Origin of the sequence: Pontibacter sp. SGAir0037 (assembly GCF_005491705.1) — a bacterium.
Lineage (GTDB): Bacteria > Bacteroidota > Bacteroidia > Cytophagales > Hymenobacteraceae > Pontibacter.
Window position 1 is genome coordinate 3,621,870 of sequence record NZ_CP028092.1, and the last position, 13,703, is coordinate 3,635,572.

The 13,703-nt window shown below is 44.0% G+C and carries 13 protein-coding genes; 7 read left to right on the forward strand and 6 right to left on the reverse strand.

The genetic code is table 11. The features are described 5' to 3' along the window. Positions 1–33: 33 nt before the first annotated feature. Positions 34–2,265: a protein-disulfide reductase DsbD gene (locus C1N53_RS14825; protein ID WP_137760051.1), complete on the reverse strand. Its 2,232-nt coding sequence runs from the start codon at positions 2,263–2,265 to the stop codon at positions 34–36. Between the two features lie 554 nt (positions 2,266–2,819). Here C1N53_RS14825 and C1N53_RS14830 point away from each other — a divergent pair. Both C1N53_RS14830 and C1N53_RS14835 read left to right on the forward strand, forming a co-directional pair. Continuing rightward, positions 2,820–3,137 carry a hypothetical protein gene (locus C1N53_RS14830; protein ID WP_137760052.1) on the forward strand — a complete coding sequence of 106 codons (318 nt, stop codon included), beginning with the start codon at positions 2,820–2,822 and terminating at the stop codon, positions 3,135–3,137. 159 nt (positions 3,138–3,296) lie between these two features. Then, positions 3,297–4,616: a hemolysin family protein gene (locus tag C1N53_RS14835; RefSeq protein ID WP_137760053.1), complete on the forward strand. Its 1,320-nt coding sequence runs from the start codon at positions 3,297–3,299 to the stop codon at positions 4,614–4,616. A gap of 4 nt (positions 4,617–4,620) precedes the next feature. Here the strand turns inward: C1N53_RS14835 and C1N53_RS14840 are convergent, their stop codons facing one another. Both C1N53_RS14840 and C1N53_RS14845 read right to left on the reverse strand, forming a co-directional pair. After that, the gene (locus tag C1N53_RS14840) at positions 4,621–5,139 is read right to left on the reverse strand and encodes a gamma carbonic anhydrase family protein (protein WP_137760054.1); all 519 of its coding nucleotides are present in this window, start codon (positions 5,137–5,139) and stop codon (positions 4,621–4,623) included. 39 nt (positions 5,140–5,178) lie between these two features. Further along, the gene (locus C1N53_RS14845) at positions 5,179–6,162 is read right to left on the reverse strand and encodes a radical SAM protein (RefSeq protein ID WP_137760055.1); all 984 of its coding nucleotides are present in this window, start codon (positions 6,160–6,162) and stop codon (positions 5,179–5,181) included. A gap of 221 nt (positions 6,163–6,383) precedes the next feature. Between C1N53_RS14845 and C1N53_RS14850 the strand changes: the two genes are divergently transcribed. Both C1N53_RS14850 and C1N53_RS14855 read left to right on the forward strand, forming a co-directional pair. Beyond that, positions 6,384–6,776 (forward strand): RidA family protein, encoded by a 393-nt coding sequence (locus C1N53_RS14850; RefSeq protein WP_137760056.1) that lies wholly within the window; start codon positions 6,384–6,386, stop codon positions 6,774–6,776. A gap of 291 nt (positions 6,777–7,067) precedes the next feature. Continuing rightward, positions 7,068–7,673 carry a porin family protein gene (locus tag C1N53_RS14855; protein WP_137760057.1) on the forward strand — a complete coding sequence of 202 codons (606 nt, stop codon included), beginning with the start codon at positions 7,068–7,070 and terminating at the stop codon, positions 7,671–7,673. A 136-nt stretch (positions 7,674–7,809) separates the two neighbouring features. Here the strand turns inward: C1N53_RS14855 and C1N53_RS14860 are convergent, their stop codons facing one another. Then, positions 7,810–9,336 carry an AbgT family transporter gene (locus tag C1N53_RS14860; protein ID WP_137760058.1) on the reverse strand — a complete coding sequence of 509 codons (1,527 nt, stop codon included), beginning with the start codon at positions 9,334–9,336 and terminating at the stop codon, positions 7,810–7,812. A 157-nt stretch (positions 9,337–9,493) separates the two neighbouring features. Here C1N53_RS14860 and C1N53_RS14865 point away from each other — a divergent pair, with 157 nt between their 5' ends. After that, positions 9,494–10,387 carry an LD-carboxypeptidase gene (locus tag C1N53_RS14865; protein WP_137760059.1) on the forward strand — a complete coding sequence of 298 codons (894 nt, stop codon included), beginning with the start codon at positions 9,494–9,496 and terminating at the stop codon, positions 10,385–10,387. Between the two features lie 3 nt (positions 10,388–10,390). Here the strand turns inward: C1N53_RS14865 and nth are convergent, their stop codons facing one another. Beyond that, positions 10,391–11,101: an endonuclease III gene (gene nth / locus C1N53_RS14870; protein WP_137760060.1), complete on the reverse strand. Its 711-nt coding sequence runs from the start codon at positions 11,099–11,101 to the stop codon at positions 10,391–10,393. Between the two features lie 283 nt (positions 11,102–11,384). Between nth and C1N53_RS14875 the strand changes: the two genes are divergently transcribed. Both C1N53_RS14875 and C1N53_RS14880 read left to right on the forward strand, forming a co-directional pair. Beyond that, complete coding sequence (locus C1N53_RS14875) at positions 11,385–12,077, forward strand: MBL fold metallo-hydrolase (RefSeq protein WP_137760061.1); 693 nt, start codon at positions 11,385–11,387, stop codon at positions 12,075–12,077. A gap of 99 nt (positions 12,078–12,176) precedes the next feature. Next, the gene (locus C1N53_RS14880; protein ID WP_137760062.1) at positions 12,177–12,830 is read left to right on the forward strand and encodes a DUF2238 domain-containing protein; all 654 of its coding nucleotides are present in this window, start codon (positions 12,177–12,179) and stop codon (positions 12,828–12,830) included. A gap of 91 nt (positions 12,831–12,921) precedes the next feature. On the opposite strand, the gene C1N53_RS14885 is transcribed toward C1N53_RS14880, so the two are convergent. Next, a complete protein-coding gene (locus C1N53_RS14885; RefSeq protein WP_240773233.1) occupies positions 12,922–13,611 on the reverse strand; it encodes an OmpA family protein in 690 nt (229 codons plus the stop codon). Positions 13,612–13,703: the final 92 nt, after the last annotated feature.

The following is a 13,703-nucleotide window of genomic DNA, read 5'->3' on the forward strand; positions in this document are numbered from 1 at the left end:
AACACACGACATTTACTACACAACAAAAGGCTCCTAACGGGTTGCAGTTACCGCTTCTCTTGCTTTGTAAGCTGCCACACCAGCATCTAGGAAGTTTACAAAGTTGGCTACATGAAGGTCGTACGCAATCGGGTTTACCAGTACATTCTCGTTCTCATCCATCAGCACATAATATGGCTGCGCATTTACGTTAAATTTGGTGATCTGGTAGTCGGCGTATTTTTTCCCAAGCGTTGTCTTTTCCTTTCCGTCGTAGCTGCTGGTATACCATTCACTTTGGGCCAGCTCTGTTTTATCATCCACATACAAGGCCACCACGACAAAGTTTTCCTGTAAGCGCTGCAGCACCTGCGGATCAGACCAGACACGAGCTTCCATTTCGCGGCAGTTTACACAACCGTGTCCGGTAAAGTCGATAAAGATGGGCTTTCCCTGTTCTGCAGCACAACGCTTTGCCTGCTCCAGGTCAAAATAGCCTTGCAGGCCGTGCGGCAGCTCCAGGAAATCGGCGTACTTTGGCTGCTCACAAAGCTGATCAGTTACAGGTGTGCCTGCTCCTCCTCCATTCTGCCGAACAATGGCATTCAGGTCGAAGTCGTGTGTGCTTTGCGGTGGCAGGTAACCTGCCAGTGCCTTGAGCGGTGCGCCAAACAAGCCTGGAATCAGGTAAACAACAAAAGCAAAGGTAGCAATGGCCAGAAACAAGCGAGACACGCTCAGGTAAGGAAGATCAGAATCGTGAGAGAACTTCAGCTTGCCCAGCAGGTAAAAACCCATCAGCGTAAAAATCACAATCCAGAGAGCCAGGTAAACATCACGATCTAAAATTCCCCAATGGTACACCTGGTCGGCCACGCTTAAAAACTTAAGTGCAAGTGCTAACTCTATAAAGCCCAGCACTACCTTTACGGAATTTAACCAGCCACCCGACTTGGGCAAGGTACTTAACCAGGAAGGGAAAATTGCAAATACAGTAAAGGGTAAGGCAAAGGCTAAAGAGAAGCCAAACATGCCTACTACAGGTCGTAAGGTTTCCCCTCCTGCCGATGCTACCAATATACTACCTACTATTGGCCCGGTGCAGGAGAAAGAAACCAGCACCAGCGTAAATGCCATAAAAAACAAACCTAAAAAACCTCCGCGGTCTGCCTGTGCATCCACTTTTGTCAGGAAAGAGCTCGGGAGTGTGATTTCGAACAACCCGAAGAACGACATGGCAAAAATAATGAATACAGAGAAAAAGATAAGGTTAGGCAGCCAGTGTGTACTAATAAAGTTCGCTCCGTCGGCACCAAAAAGTTTTGCCACGACCGTACCCACTAATGTATAAATGGCAATAATGGAAATGCCATAAAGAAAGGCTTTAAAAATTCCCTGTGCTCTGTTAGCACTGCCCCCTGTAAAGAAGCTCACCGTCATGGGAATCATCGGGAAGACACATGGCGTTAACAGTGCTCCCAAGCCAAAGATAAAAGCGACCAAAAAAAAACCGAAAAGGCTTTCAGAACTATTGTCTGTACCTGTTACTGGCAAAACAGGTGCTTCTGAAGCTGCACCGGCACCATTTCCGGAAGAAGCCGCTAATGTTGTGGTGTCTTGCGTAGCTGCTTCAGTAGTTGCCAAATCATTGTCTGCTACCGCAGCGGCCTCGTCGGCAGGCACTGATTCTGTACCAATACCTGGCGTTTGTGCCCCGGATGGTTCTTGTGTTTTTTGCGGAGCCGCCTCCGGTTTTTGCTCAGGTTGAGCAGGCGTTGCAACCGGAGCAGCTGCTGCTACCTGTATCTGGCTGTTATCAAAAGTAAAGCTGTCGTCAAACGGAATACATTTTCCGTCTACATCAGTACATACCTGGTATTCGTAAGTTCCTTTTACCAGCAGGTTTGGCTGGAGCACCTTAATTTTCTGCCGAAACTGCGCTGTACCTACAAAATAAGTATATTCACCGTCCCATAGCTCATCGTATTTTTTCTTTGGATTTACAGGCTTTACCTTACCCACCAGCTCGTAAGACGGGTGTTTGGTAAATTTAAATTCTGTTACCATCGGCCCCAGATCAGGATCAAAATCGGTGGAGTACAAATACCAGTTTTTATCGATGCGCACATTAAAGATCAACTCTACTTCTTCGCCTACTTTAACCTGTTTATCAGAAACTGCATAGCTCCAGACTGCTGGCTTCAGAATCTGAGCCTGTGTGAACAGCGATATAGCCATCAGTAAAAAAGTAAATACAAACGGCTTTAAAAGGAATGTTCTATTCATGTTGGTTGATTCGTATATAAAATTCTGCACCTGTTGTTAATCAACATAAGACAGTGAAATTACCTTTAGAAGGAAGTACAAAAATAAAGAAATTAAACTGAAAGAATACAGTAACGTGTTGCCTGCTTTCCATATCAGACAAACACCTCCTGCAGCAAGCCTAAAATAAGCAAAGCCTCTATAAACACATATTTCCTGGTTCGCCTCCAGGTACAAAGCTTTGCCCACTGTTACCTGGCACCTTGTTTCCCACATTATAACAGCTAGCAAGTATAAATGGTGTTTCAGCATAAAGAAATAAATGAAGCACCTGGTTTACATCCAAATAACAAAGGCTAAGCAACACCAGATAAAAAGCTGATTAACAGTTATTTAAGCAAATAATAAATTTAATATCCCTAATTACTTAGTGTATTAGCATTAAAATTATGCTACTCTACATATTAAATTTATTCATTCGCTAATTAACATACTACGCACCTGTAAATCAGGAATTTAATTCGGGCTGTAAATGTATTGCAAAAACTCAGAAGCAATGAAGGTACAACTACTGTATGAATCTAAATTTACAAAACAACCAGTATCAAACTGCAACCCTTGTAACAGAATGTGGTAGAGAGTTCGAGAATACATTTAAAGCGATTAAGCTGATTCGGGACGAGCACCATAACTTTCACATCATTTACAGAACATATGCCAACGAGTATATCTATACATTCTGTAATCCTTTACAGGACACCTATCCTAATGCACATACCTTTAAACTGATATCAGAAGCAGAGGCTAAAAAAATATTCCTGAGCAGATTATCGGCAGAAAATGTAAGAGAACTGTTTGACTCTGCTGAAAAGGAAAGTAATAGCAGCTACTAAGGCTGGTAATAAATTAAATATTCTATATCCTTTTGTCTTTTCAGCTACGGTATACGTACTTTGTAGCAAACTAAACGGGCTGTCGCATCTGCATTTGCAGCCATTGTGCTTTTATATGTATATTTATCTATAAACGTATTTTGCACAGCCCCACTTGCTATGATTCTAAATATTATTGTGACCATAGTCCTGGTTCTCCTGAACGGCTTTTTCGTGGCCGCTGAGTTTGCCATTGTAAAAGTACGATCGTCACAGATAGAACTCCGGGCCCAGGCCGGCCATTCGATGGCTAAACTTGCCCAGCACATGCTGGGCCATCTGGATGCATACTTATCTGCCACACAACTAGGTATCACGCTGGCATCGCTTGGTTTGGGCTGGATCGGTGAAAGTGTGGTTGCACAGATCATCATCAACATCATGCATGCTTTCGGCTTTCAGGGAAGCGACGCACTTGCTCACCAGATTGCGTTACCATTTTCTTTTGCCCTGATTACAGTGCTGCACATTGTATTCGGAGAACTGGCACCTAAATCTATCGCGATACAACGATCCGAGTCTACGACATTGGCAGTAGCCCTTCCGCTTCGCTTCTTCTATGTATTATTTATTCCTTTTATATGGTTGCTGAACGGCCTGGCAAACTTGGTGCTCAGAGGAATGGGTATACGCCCTATGCATGGTGTTGAGGTACACACGGCCGAAGAACTCCGCCTGCTTTTTGAACAAAGTGCTGAGAGCGGCCAGATTATAGAGTCGCAGCAGGAGCTGATTGAGAACGTATTTCAGTTTAACGAACGCATGGTAAAGCAGATACTGGTGCCGCGCACCCGTATGGTAGCCATAGACGTGAACATTAAAGAAGAAGACCTGATGCAGGTAATCCATACAGAAGGTTACTCGCGCCTGCCTGTGTATGACGGTACCGTAGACAACATTGTTGGGGTGCTTTATGTCAAAGACCTGCTTAGCTTGATGCGCTTAGGTGAACCAATTATTATCTCCAAGCTCATGCGCCAGGCTTACTTTGTTCCTGAAACGAAAAAGATCAACCGGCTGCTACAGCAATTCCAGCGCCGCCACATGCATATTGCCATTGTAACCGATGAGTTTGGCGGTGTATCCGGTATTGTAACAATTGAGGATATTATTGAGGAACTGGTGGGTGAGATCCAGGATGAGTATGATGAAGAGGTGCCGATTGTAGAACTGGTGAATGATTTTGAGTATAAAGTAAACGGAGCCGCTGCTATCTCAGACGCAAACGATTACCTACCCTACCCGCTGCCGGAAGGCGAAGATTACGAAACCGTAGGCGGACTTATTACCATGATTTACGGACAAATACCGGAAAACCTGAACGAGATTGCCAGCTTTAATGAATACGATGTGCGGGTAACCGAAAAAACAGACCGCCGTGTAGAATGGGTGTTATTTAAAGTAAAAGAGGAATACCAGGAAGAGGTTACCGAAAGGTAATTTCCTACTGCGAGTCTGTAAACCAGCTGCCATACATCACATAATTACCGGCTACTTTATCCAGACCATCTATTTGCTCCTGGCTAAGCTGCTTTACTTTTTTGGCGGGTATACCTGCATATATCCAGCCCGATTCGCAAACAGTATTTTCCAACACAATAGCTCCGGCTGCCACAATGGTGTTCTTTTGCACCAGGGCATTATCCATAACAATAGAGCCCATGCCCACCAACACATTGTCTTCTATTGTACAACCATGCACAATGGCATTATGGCCAACAGATACATTGTTACCAATAGTAGTAGCAGCCTTCTGGTAAGTACAATGGATAACGGCACCATCCTGAATATTAGATCTGTTGCCAATTCGGATGCTGTTTACATCACCCCGGATAACAGCATTAAACCAGACCGAACAATCATCTCCTAAAACAACATCTCCAACAATTGTAGCATTTTCGGCAACAAAGCAATTGTTACCGAACTCCGGGCTTATACCTTTTACAGGAAGAATAACAGGCATTTGTACTTTTATTTATAAATGATGATTAGAAATGATGCGCTAAAAAGGCAGTAAACGCTTCCAGGTTCCTTTGTAAAGATTATACTTTAACGTACTTGGCAGCGCTTCCCAGAAATACTTGTTTACTTCAACGGCAAAGCTTGGTTGCATGTAGCAGTTAATGGTACAGCCTTCGCAACCTGGCAGTCTGCCTTCCAGTGCTTTTAAGGCCTCTACCTCTTTAGAAGTATACAGCTCAAACAAATTACCGTTTATCGGGAAGCTTTTCTCGCCCAGGTGATAACACGGAACCACCAGTTCATTTTCCGGGGATATCACAAGTGTAGTGCTTGCCGCTTTACACACAGGTTTATCTATATGGTTGCCGCCATCGCGGCGCAACTGCACAAAGCCATCATTCAGGTATACCTGCCTGCGCTTGCCAAAAGCCGTCAGAAAATCCAACTCTTGCTCTGTTAGTCGCTCACCGGCATCAATATCATTATACTCAAAAGCAGGGTTCAGGATCAGCAGCAGCTTGTTTGGCAGGATAATCTTCTCGTAAACCTCTTCCAGTTCGTTCAGGTTATGTTTAAAAACGGTAAAAAGAATATCCGGTCGTTCTCCTAAACTTTTTGCTACTTCGATAGATTGCATTACAAAGTCGTAGCAAGCCACACCTCTGCCTGTATCATGCGTCTCTTTATGAACAGAATCCAAGGAAAAATGCAGCATATCCACTTTTCCTTTAAGCCGTTGTGCCAGCTTGGGGTAAAGCATGCCATTTGTTGTAAGGGTAGTAATAAAACCCATATCGTGTGCCATGCCCAGCATCTCATCAATCTGCCGATGCAACAAGGGCTCACCACCTGTAAAATCGATTACCTGTACGCCCAGCCGCTTCATATCCAGCAGGTTTTGCCGCACATCTTCTAGTGTAATGTAAGGCGAGGGCTTTTCCCAAATATCGCAGAATGAGCACTTTGCATTACAGCGGTAGGTAACATAGTAGTTGCAAAGTACAGGCTTCTTGGTTAAACGCATAGCTCTTTCAGGTTTCCAGCATCTAAATTATAAATAATGTCTGAGGAATACAGGCAAAATATGTTTTAAACGCAGGCTGTACAATTATGGGCAACTTAAACTGACTGTTATCTGCCAAACATGCTTTTTCGGAGGCTCACCCTTATAGCTAGTTTAGCAGAAAATTTTATTCTGAGATGCAGTAATTTACCTATACTTGCCACTGAACTTTAACAAAGACTATGGAAAACAACAGATTAAACATCTCTTCGGGTGCCGTATGGGAAGACCTTATCGGCTATAGCCGGGCTGTAAAAGCAGGGCCATTTATAGAAGTAGCAGGCACCACAGCAACCGAAGGGGACATTGTTATTGGAAAGGGTGATGCTTACGAACAGACAAAGTATATTCTGAAAAAAATAGAAAAAGCCTTGCAGGAGGCTGGTGCCACCCTACAACAGGTAATCAGAACCCGTATCTACGTAACCGATATCAGCCAGTGGGAAGCTGTTGGTCGTGCACATGGCGAGTTCTTTCACGCTATTAAACCAGCTTCCACATTAATAGAGGTTAAGGCACTCATTCATCCGGAGCAGTTAGTAGAGATAGAAGCAAGTGCCATTGTATGGCCTTAGCCGCGGCACCACAGCTAGTTACATACATGAGCTTATTGCACCCGATACACCACCTTATATAAATATTAAGATAAGTATATATTTAACGGTGGTTTGATTATTTTTAAATTCCTTTTAGTTAATTTTCGGCAACTAATCCCATTTTAGGTTACCAGGCATCGGGTTTCTGAAGCAACCTGATGCACAGGTGAAACCCTATATTTTTATTGTGGCGTATGAAAATATAACCTGGTACGTTATCAGACTTAAAAACTTAGCAAAATAAAACTGTTGAATTAAATTTATCCATTTATGAAATCTTTTCTTTTAACAATCCTGGCTGTCATTACACTACATATGTCAGCTCAAGCACAGTTCTCACTTGGTATCAAGGGAGGTGTAAGTTCTTCTAAAGTTTCCATTGATGGAACTGACAACACGTCTCAATACAGGGATCCACAAAACATTACCGGTTACCACGGTGGCCTCTTCGCCCGGATTCAGGTAGCCAGCATCTTTATTCAGCCCGAAGCACTGTTTGCGTCTTCAGGAGGTAAAATTACCTTTATGGATCAGACAACTGCCACTCCTACCAACTCAGAAGAAGAGTTTAAATTTTCCAGATTAGATGTTCCGGTTACAGTTGGTGTTAACTTACTGAATTTCTTTAGAGTGCAGGCTGGCCCGGTTGCCTCTATCATGCTGAATGAGTATGAAGGCACCGACAGAAGCCTTGAAAGCTACAAAAGCAAAACTGATTTTGGTTTACAGGCTGGTGTAGGTATAGATATTTCGAGCCTGACACTCGACCTGCGCTACGAGCGCATTAAGCGCAACTTCACCTCCTCTTTAAGTACTGATCCTTCTGTGTTAAACGAACAGTTTATCCTGAGCTTAGGCTATAAGTTTATAAAGTAATTTTAGCTAGCTAAAAAGGAAGAGGCGCTTTGCAAGACACATATGCAAAGCGCCTCTTCCTTTTATGTCAGGTTAAATAGTATCAGAACTTCCTCGATCTAATTCGCAATACGCTCCATTCATAATCAGCTCCGCACTAAGGCATGTACATTTGAGCTCCCGGGCCTATAGGCAACTCCAGCAATATCCAGATGATCAGCAGAATGGTCCAGCCAATAAAGAAGGCCACTGTGTATGGCAGCATGGTAGAAATAACCGTTCCGATACCTGCTTTTTTATCGTACCGTTGTATAAAGGCCACAATCAGTGCGAAATAAGACATCATAGGGGAAATAATGTTGGTCACGCTATCGCCTATACGGTAAGCTACCTGCGTAAACTCTGGTGTATACCCCAGCAGCATGAACATAGGGATAAAAACAGGCGCCATAATTGCCCATTTGGCCGAGGCACTACCCATTACCAGGTTAATGACAGCTGCCACCAGTATAAACATGATCATAAGCGGGATATCGCTCAACCCCATTGTTTTAAGCACATCTGCACCATTAATGGCTAATATCAGCCCCAGGTTTGTCCAGTTGAAATAAGCCACAAATTGCGCCGCAAAGAATACCAGCACAATATAAGAACCCAAGGTTTCCATTGATTTGGACATACCCCGCATCACATCACTGTCGTTTTTAATAGTTTTAGCTCCTATGCCGTATGCGATACCCGCAATGGCTGCAATCAGGAAAATGAAGGCAACTATACCCGACATAAAAGGCGAATGCAATATTTCCCCTGTTTCAGGATCGCGGAGATAGCCATTCTCAGGAATTAAACCACCCAACACAAAGGCCACCATAAGCAGCAGGGCAATGGTAGCGTAAAGCAATCCACGCTTTTCCTGCGCATTTAATCTATCAATACTTTGTGGCTTTTCATCGCCCTCATACTCTCCTAAGCGGGGCAGCACCACCTTTTCTGTTACCCAGGTACCTAAGGCTGCAATAATAAAGGTAGAGGCAAACATAAAGTAATAGTTGGCAGCAGGGTTTACGGTATACTCCGGGTCGATAATTCTGGCAGCTTCTGTAGATAAACCTGCTAAAAGCGGATCTACTGTACCAAGCAGCAAATTGGCACTATAGCCACCCGACACACCGGCAAAGGCAGCTGCCAGGCCACCCAGTGGATGACGACCCGCAGCCAGGAAGATAACGGCAGCCAAAGGCACCAGCAGCACATAGCCTACCTCACTGGCAGTATTGGAGATTACACCTGCAAACACAATTACAAAGGTGAGAAGGCGCTTCGGAGACGACAGCACCACCAGGCGCAGCACCGCACCAATCAGCCCTGTGCCCTCGGCTATACCTATACCTAATAAAGATACCAGCACTGTACCCAGCGGAGCAAAGGCTGTGAAATTAGTAACCATCCGGGTCAGGATCATGTGCAGACCCTCTGTTGATAAAAGGTTAACAGGTGTTACAACCTCTCCTGTACCCGGGTGTGTAACAGCCATATCGAACTGACTGGCTACCCAGGATAAAATAATAACAAGTAAGGCAAAACCAGCAAACAAAGTAGCCGGGTGTGGCAGGGCATTTCCGATTCGCTCAACTACCGATAAAAACTTGTCGATAGCAGATCTTTTCTTTTGTATTTGGCTCATAAAAATTAATTCGATAACAGCGGAAACCTGAGCAGCACTTAAGCTCAATTGTAGCTCCCTGCTATATTTAAGGTTCCGAATTTGTCTAAAAAAAAGCAGGCTAGCAAATTGTCGTTCAAAAAGGCTTAACTTCGCTTGCTACTATTCCAGATATCTTATGCTAAAACCACTCCGGCAGGGAGACAAAATTGCCATTATTTCAACAGCCCGAAAGATAGCACTTCCAGAACTAGAAGCTGCCGTTCAGACGTTTGAACAGTGGGGTTTAGAGGTGGTGCTGGGGAAAACCATTGGAGCCAGCTACAACCAATTTGCCGGAGACGATGCGCTGCGGCTAGAAGACCTGCAGCAAATGCTGGACAATCCCGCTATCAAAGGTATTGTTTGTGCAAGAGGCGGCTATGGCACCAGCCGCATTATAGATCAAGTCGACTTCAGCTCTTTTGTAAGCAATCCGAAGTGGATTGTAGGCTTCAGCGATGTAACCACCTTACATAGCCATGTGCATAATTTAGGCATAGAATCCATTCATGCCATTATGCCAGTCCTTTTTTCCAGAGAGGGGTCTGAGGCGGCAAAAGAGAGTTTGCGCCAGCTGCTCTTCGGTGAGGCAATTGCTTATACCGCGCCACCTCATGCTTTTAACCGCACAGGTAAGGCAAAGGGCAAAATAGTAGGAGGCAACTTATCCATGCTTCATACACTTGCAGCCACACGCTCCGACATAAGTACCCAGGGAAAGATATTATTCATAGAAGACCTGGATGAGTACCTTTACCACATCGACAGGATGCTGGTACACCTGGACAGAGCAGGTAAACTAGCCGGATTAGCCGGTCTGATAGTCGGCCACATGAGCGACATGCGCGATAATGCTATTCCTTTTGGCAAAGATGCTTATGAAATTATTGCCGAACATGCCGGCAAATATCATTTCCCGGTGTGCTTTAACTTTCCGGTAGGCCACGAGCCTCATAATATGGCCTTGGTTTGCGGCAGAGAAGCTATACTGCACGTACAGGAAGGTGAGGTAAGGCTACAGTATACCTGATTTTCAGGCTGCTTTGTCTATCCCTTTCTGCCTGACTGCCTCATAGTAATTACAAATGCTGTTCAGCACACATTGCTCACATTTCGGAGTGTACCAGGTGCAGATCCGTTGCCCATGCCAGAATAAATGCTTGTGAAAGTTAAACAACTCTACGGCATCATGGGGCAGCATGTCCAACAGAATTTTATGTGCTTTATCTGCGGTAACCTTTGCTCCTATGAGCCCTACCCGCTGGCTCACCCGGAAAACATGCGTATCTACAGGCAAAACCGGCTTTCTGAAGTTAAAGAGCAGCACAAGTGTTGCCGTTTTCAAGCCTACACCAGGCAGGCGTGTAAGCCAAACCATCGCCTCTTCCACCGGAAGCTCCTCCAGGAAATCAATATTAATCTCGCCCCGTTCTTCTTTTATTATTTTAAGTGTTTGCTGTATCTGCGGGGCTTTCTGACCAGGATAACGTGTTGTAGAGATAGCATCTGCCAGCTCCTCTACAGAAGCCGCCATAACACCTTCCCAATCGCCGAAACGCTCCAACATGGTATAGTATGCCTTTTCTTCGTCAGCATGGTTTGTACGGTGCGAAAGCATGGTTGAAATAAGCTCATGCAAAGGTGTGCGTCGGCTCTTTTGAAGGCTTAATCTTTTATATGCATTATTCAGCAACGCATGTGTCTCTTCTGTTTTCTCGCTGGCAGATAATCCCTGGGTATTCATAGTAAACCATATTATACCTGTTTCTTTACGAGTACAGATTTATTGCGTTAATGAACCTGATAAAATACGCCTATACAGCAGCAAGCATACATTGTGTATTCGGTTAGTATATAAGAGGAGCAGCAGCAGCAAATTTTCGGCTAAAACAAAACCATTCCCCCGAACTAACGCTATTGTAGTAGGAGCCATGTAAAATTATAAAAACAGGACAGGCAGCTTCTGCAATGGTTTATAATCGCTTTGGCAAGCTATACATACATTTTACCGGATTAAAAGTAGAACTATGCAAATTAAGTTTTTGGGTACAGGGGGTGCCTTTGATGCAGAATACCGAAACTCTGCTGCACTTTTAGAGTTCAGAGGGAAAAATATTTTGATTGATTGTGGCTTTTCTGTTTTTGCCACACTCATAGAAAAAAGCCTTATCCACAGAGTAGACTATATTTTGCTCACACATTTGCATAACGACCACTGCGGAAGCCTGGCAAACCTGCTGCTCTATAAAAACATCATCGAAAAAAGTGAAAAGCCCGTTATCATATATCCTTCTGAACAGTTCAAGATGCAAATCCGGCAATTCTTGGATATACAGGTGAAGGATACAGATAAATATGTAGAGTTTCTTCCGTTAGAGCAGGTAGAAGGTATTAATTGCATCGATACCTTTGGCTTACACTCAGAAGGTTTTCAGTCTTACGCCTATATTTTCGAAGAAGAGGATTCCCGCATCGCCTACTCCGGCGACTTAGGTAAACCGGAGGCTTTATTTGAAAAGCTGGATAAGCTCCCGCCTATGTATACCTGCGTTTTTCATGATATTACCTTTAATCCGGAAAATACAGGCCATACGTATTACAAGAAGCTGTTCCCTTACCTGATTAACTGCGAAATGTTTGGCTACCACTGCGACCCCTCCTTAAATCCACTTGATAATCCTATCAGGCTGGTGTTTTACCAGAAAGAGTTGCTGGCTTAGCGCGGCAGCAAAAGTTCAGATTCAAATGCATCTTATAACCTTAAACATGTGTAATAGTTTAAGGTTTATGCTTATGATAAACTTTGCTTACGATGCTTTATGACACTTACAGTGCAAACAGAATCAAACAGTAAAACGCCTTTTCTTCATAAACCCTTACACCTTGTATATGCAGCTGTTTTTGCTAGCTTCTGGGTGTATACCGGCCTTACCACGCCAGACATGACCAACTGGTTACTGGAAAATACACTAACACTTTCTATGGTTATTTTTCTGGTGGCCTTTTATAATATCTTTCGCTTCTCCGATACCAGCTATACTTTATTGTTCCTTTTCCTGCTTCTCCATGTTTATGGCAGCCAGTATCAGTATGCCGAGAATCCTTTTGGCAACTGGCTGCAGGAAAGCTATGATTTTTCACGAAACCACTACGACCGCCTGGTGCACTTTGGCTTTGGTTTGCTGCTGGCTTACCCCTTGCACGAGCTGCTGGCATTTGAATTTAAAGTCAGGAAGTTTCTGAGCTACCTGATGCCAATAGAAATTATACTATCGCTTAGCGCACTGTATGAAATAGTTGAATGGGTAGTGGCTGATTTGGTATTCCAGAATGCCGAACAGGGAATGACTTATTTAGGCGCACAAGGGGATGTTTGGGATGCGCAGAAAGACATGGCTCTTGCTTTGATGGGCGCCACAATTACCATGGCAGTTGCTTTAGCACTACGCAGGCACAGGAAACACAACAGATAATATCAAAGTTATTCTCACAGCTCAATAAAAAATCCAGCTGCACTATTTGTACAGCTGGATTTGATTTATTAAAGAGTGTATAACTCAGATCTTATTTCAGTTCGCCACGCTCTGCAGCTTCTTTCATTTTCTCATTTGCAAAGATGGCAACCTCTACACGGCGGTTTTGCTGGCGACCTTCTGCTGTGCTGTTATCAGCCACAGGCTGGTCGAACGCATATCCTTTAGTTTGCATACGGCTACGGGCAACACCTTGAGCAGCAGCATAACTAGCCACAGATTCAGCTCGTTGCTCTGACAAACGCTGGTTCAGGTCACGGCCACCTGTGTTATCAGTATGTCCTTCAATCAGGATATTAGTGTCAGGGTATTTCTTTAATGTTTCAGCCAGCTTTCTGATTTCAGCCTGTGCATTTGGCTGAAGCTGAGAAGAGTTTGTCTGGAAAAGGATACCAGAGTCGAAGGTAACTTTAATACCCTCGCCTACGCGCTCTACTTCAGCACTCTCCAGATCACGCTCAAGCTCCTCTGCCTGCTTGTCCATGTGGCGCCCGATAATAGCACCAGCACTACCACCCACTGCGGCACCGATTATGGCACCAGCGGCTGTGTTACCTACTCTGTTACCAATCACACCACCTATCACACCACCGGCACCGGCACCAATAGCGCCACCTCTGGTTGTTTTGTTCGAATTACGAATTGCGTTACAAGATGAGAAAAGCATGCCTATAGTGGCAAGCATCACAAAATACATTTTCAGGTTTTTCATATTCTTCATAGTTAATTTAATTATCGATGAGCTTCAGATTATGTGAGTAATACTACTTAGCTTAAAATTAGTTTTCACACATATCAATTAATTTTTTATTC

Coding starts and splice junctions, on each gene's coding strand:
- C1N53_RS14835 (WP_137760053.1), top strand. CDS start 3,297: ATGATTCTAAATATTATTGTGACCATAGTCCTGGTTCTCCTGAACGGC.
- C1N53_RS14860 (WP_137760058.1), bottom strand. CDS start 9,336: ATGAGCCAAATACAAAAGAAAAGATCTGCTATCGACAAGTTTTTATCG.
- C1N53_RS14885 (WP_240773233.1), bottom strand. CDS start 13,611: ATGAAGAATATGAAAAACCTGAAAATGTATTTTGTGATGCTTGCCACT.
- C1N53_RS14880 (WP_137760062.1), top strand. CDS start 12,177: ATGACACTTACAGTGCAAACAGAATCAAACAGTAAAACGCCTTTTCTT.
- C1N53_RS14825 (WP_137760051.1), bottom strand. CDS start 2,265: ATGAATAGAACATTCCTTTTAAAGCCGTTTGTATTTACTTTTTTACTG.
- C1N53_RS14845 (WP_137760055.1), bottom strand. CDS start 6,162: ATGCGTTTAACCAAGAAGCCTGTACTTTGCAACTACTATGTTACCTAC.
- C1N53_RS14865 (WP_137760059.1), top strand. CDS start 9,494: ATGCTAAAACCACTCCGGCAGGGAGACAAAATTGCCATTATTTCAACA.
- C1N53_RS14875 (WP_137760061.1), top strand. CDS start 11,385: ATGCAAATTAAGTTTTTGGGTACAGGGGGTGCCTTTGATGCAGAATAC.
- C1N53_RS14850 (WP_137760056.1), top strand. CDS start 6,384: ATGGAAAACAACAGATTAAACATCTCTTCGGGTGCCGTATGGGAAGAC.
- nth (WP_137760060.1), bottom strand. CDS start 11,101: ATGAATACCCAGGGATTATCTGCCAGCGAGAAAACAGAAGAGACACAT.
- C1N53_RS14855 (WP_137760057.1), top strand. CDS start 7,068: ATGAAATCTTTTCTTTTAACAATCCTGGCTGTCATTACACTACATATG.
- C1N53_RS14840 (WP_137760054.1), bottom strand. CDS start 5,139: ATGCCTGTTATTCTTCCTGTAAAAGGTATAAGCCCGGAGTTCGGTAAC.
- C1N53_RS14830 (WP_137760052.1), top strand. CDS start 2,820: ATGAATCTAAATTTACAAAACAACCAGTATCAAACTGCAACCCTTGTA.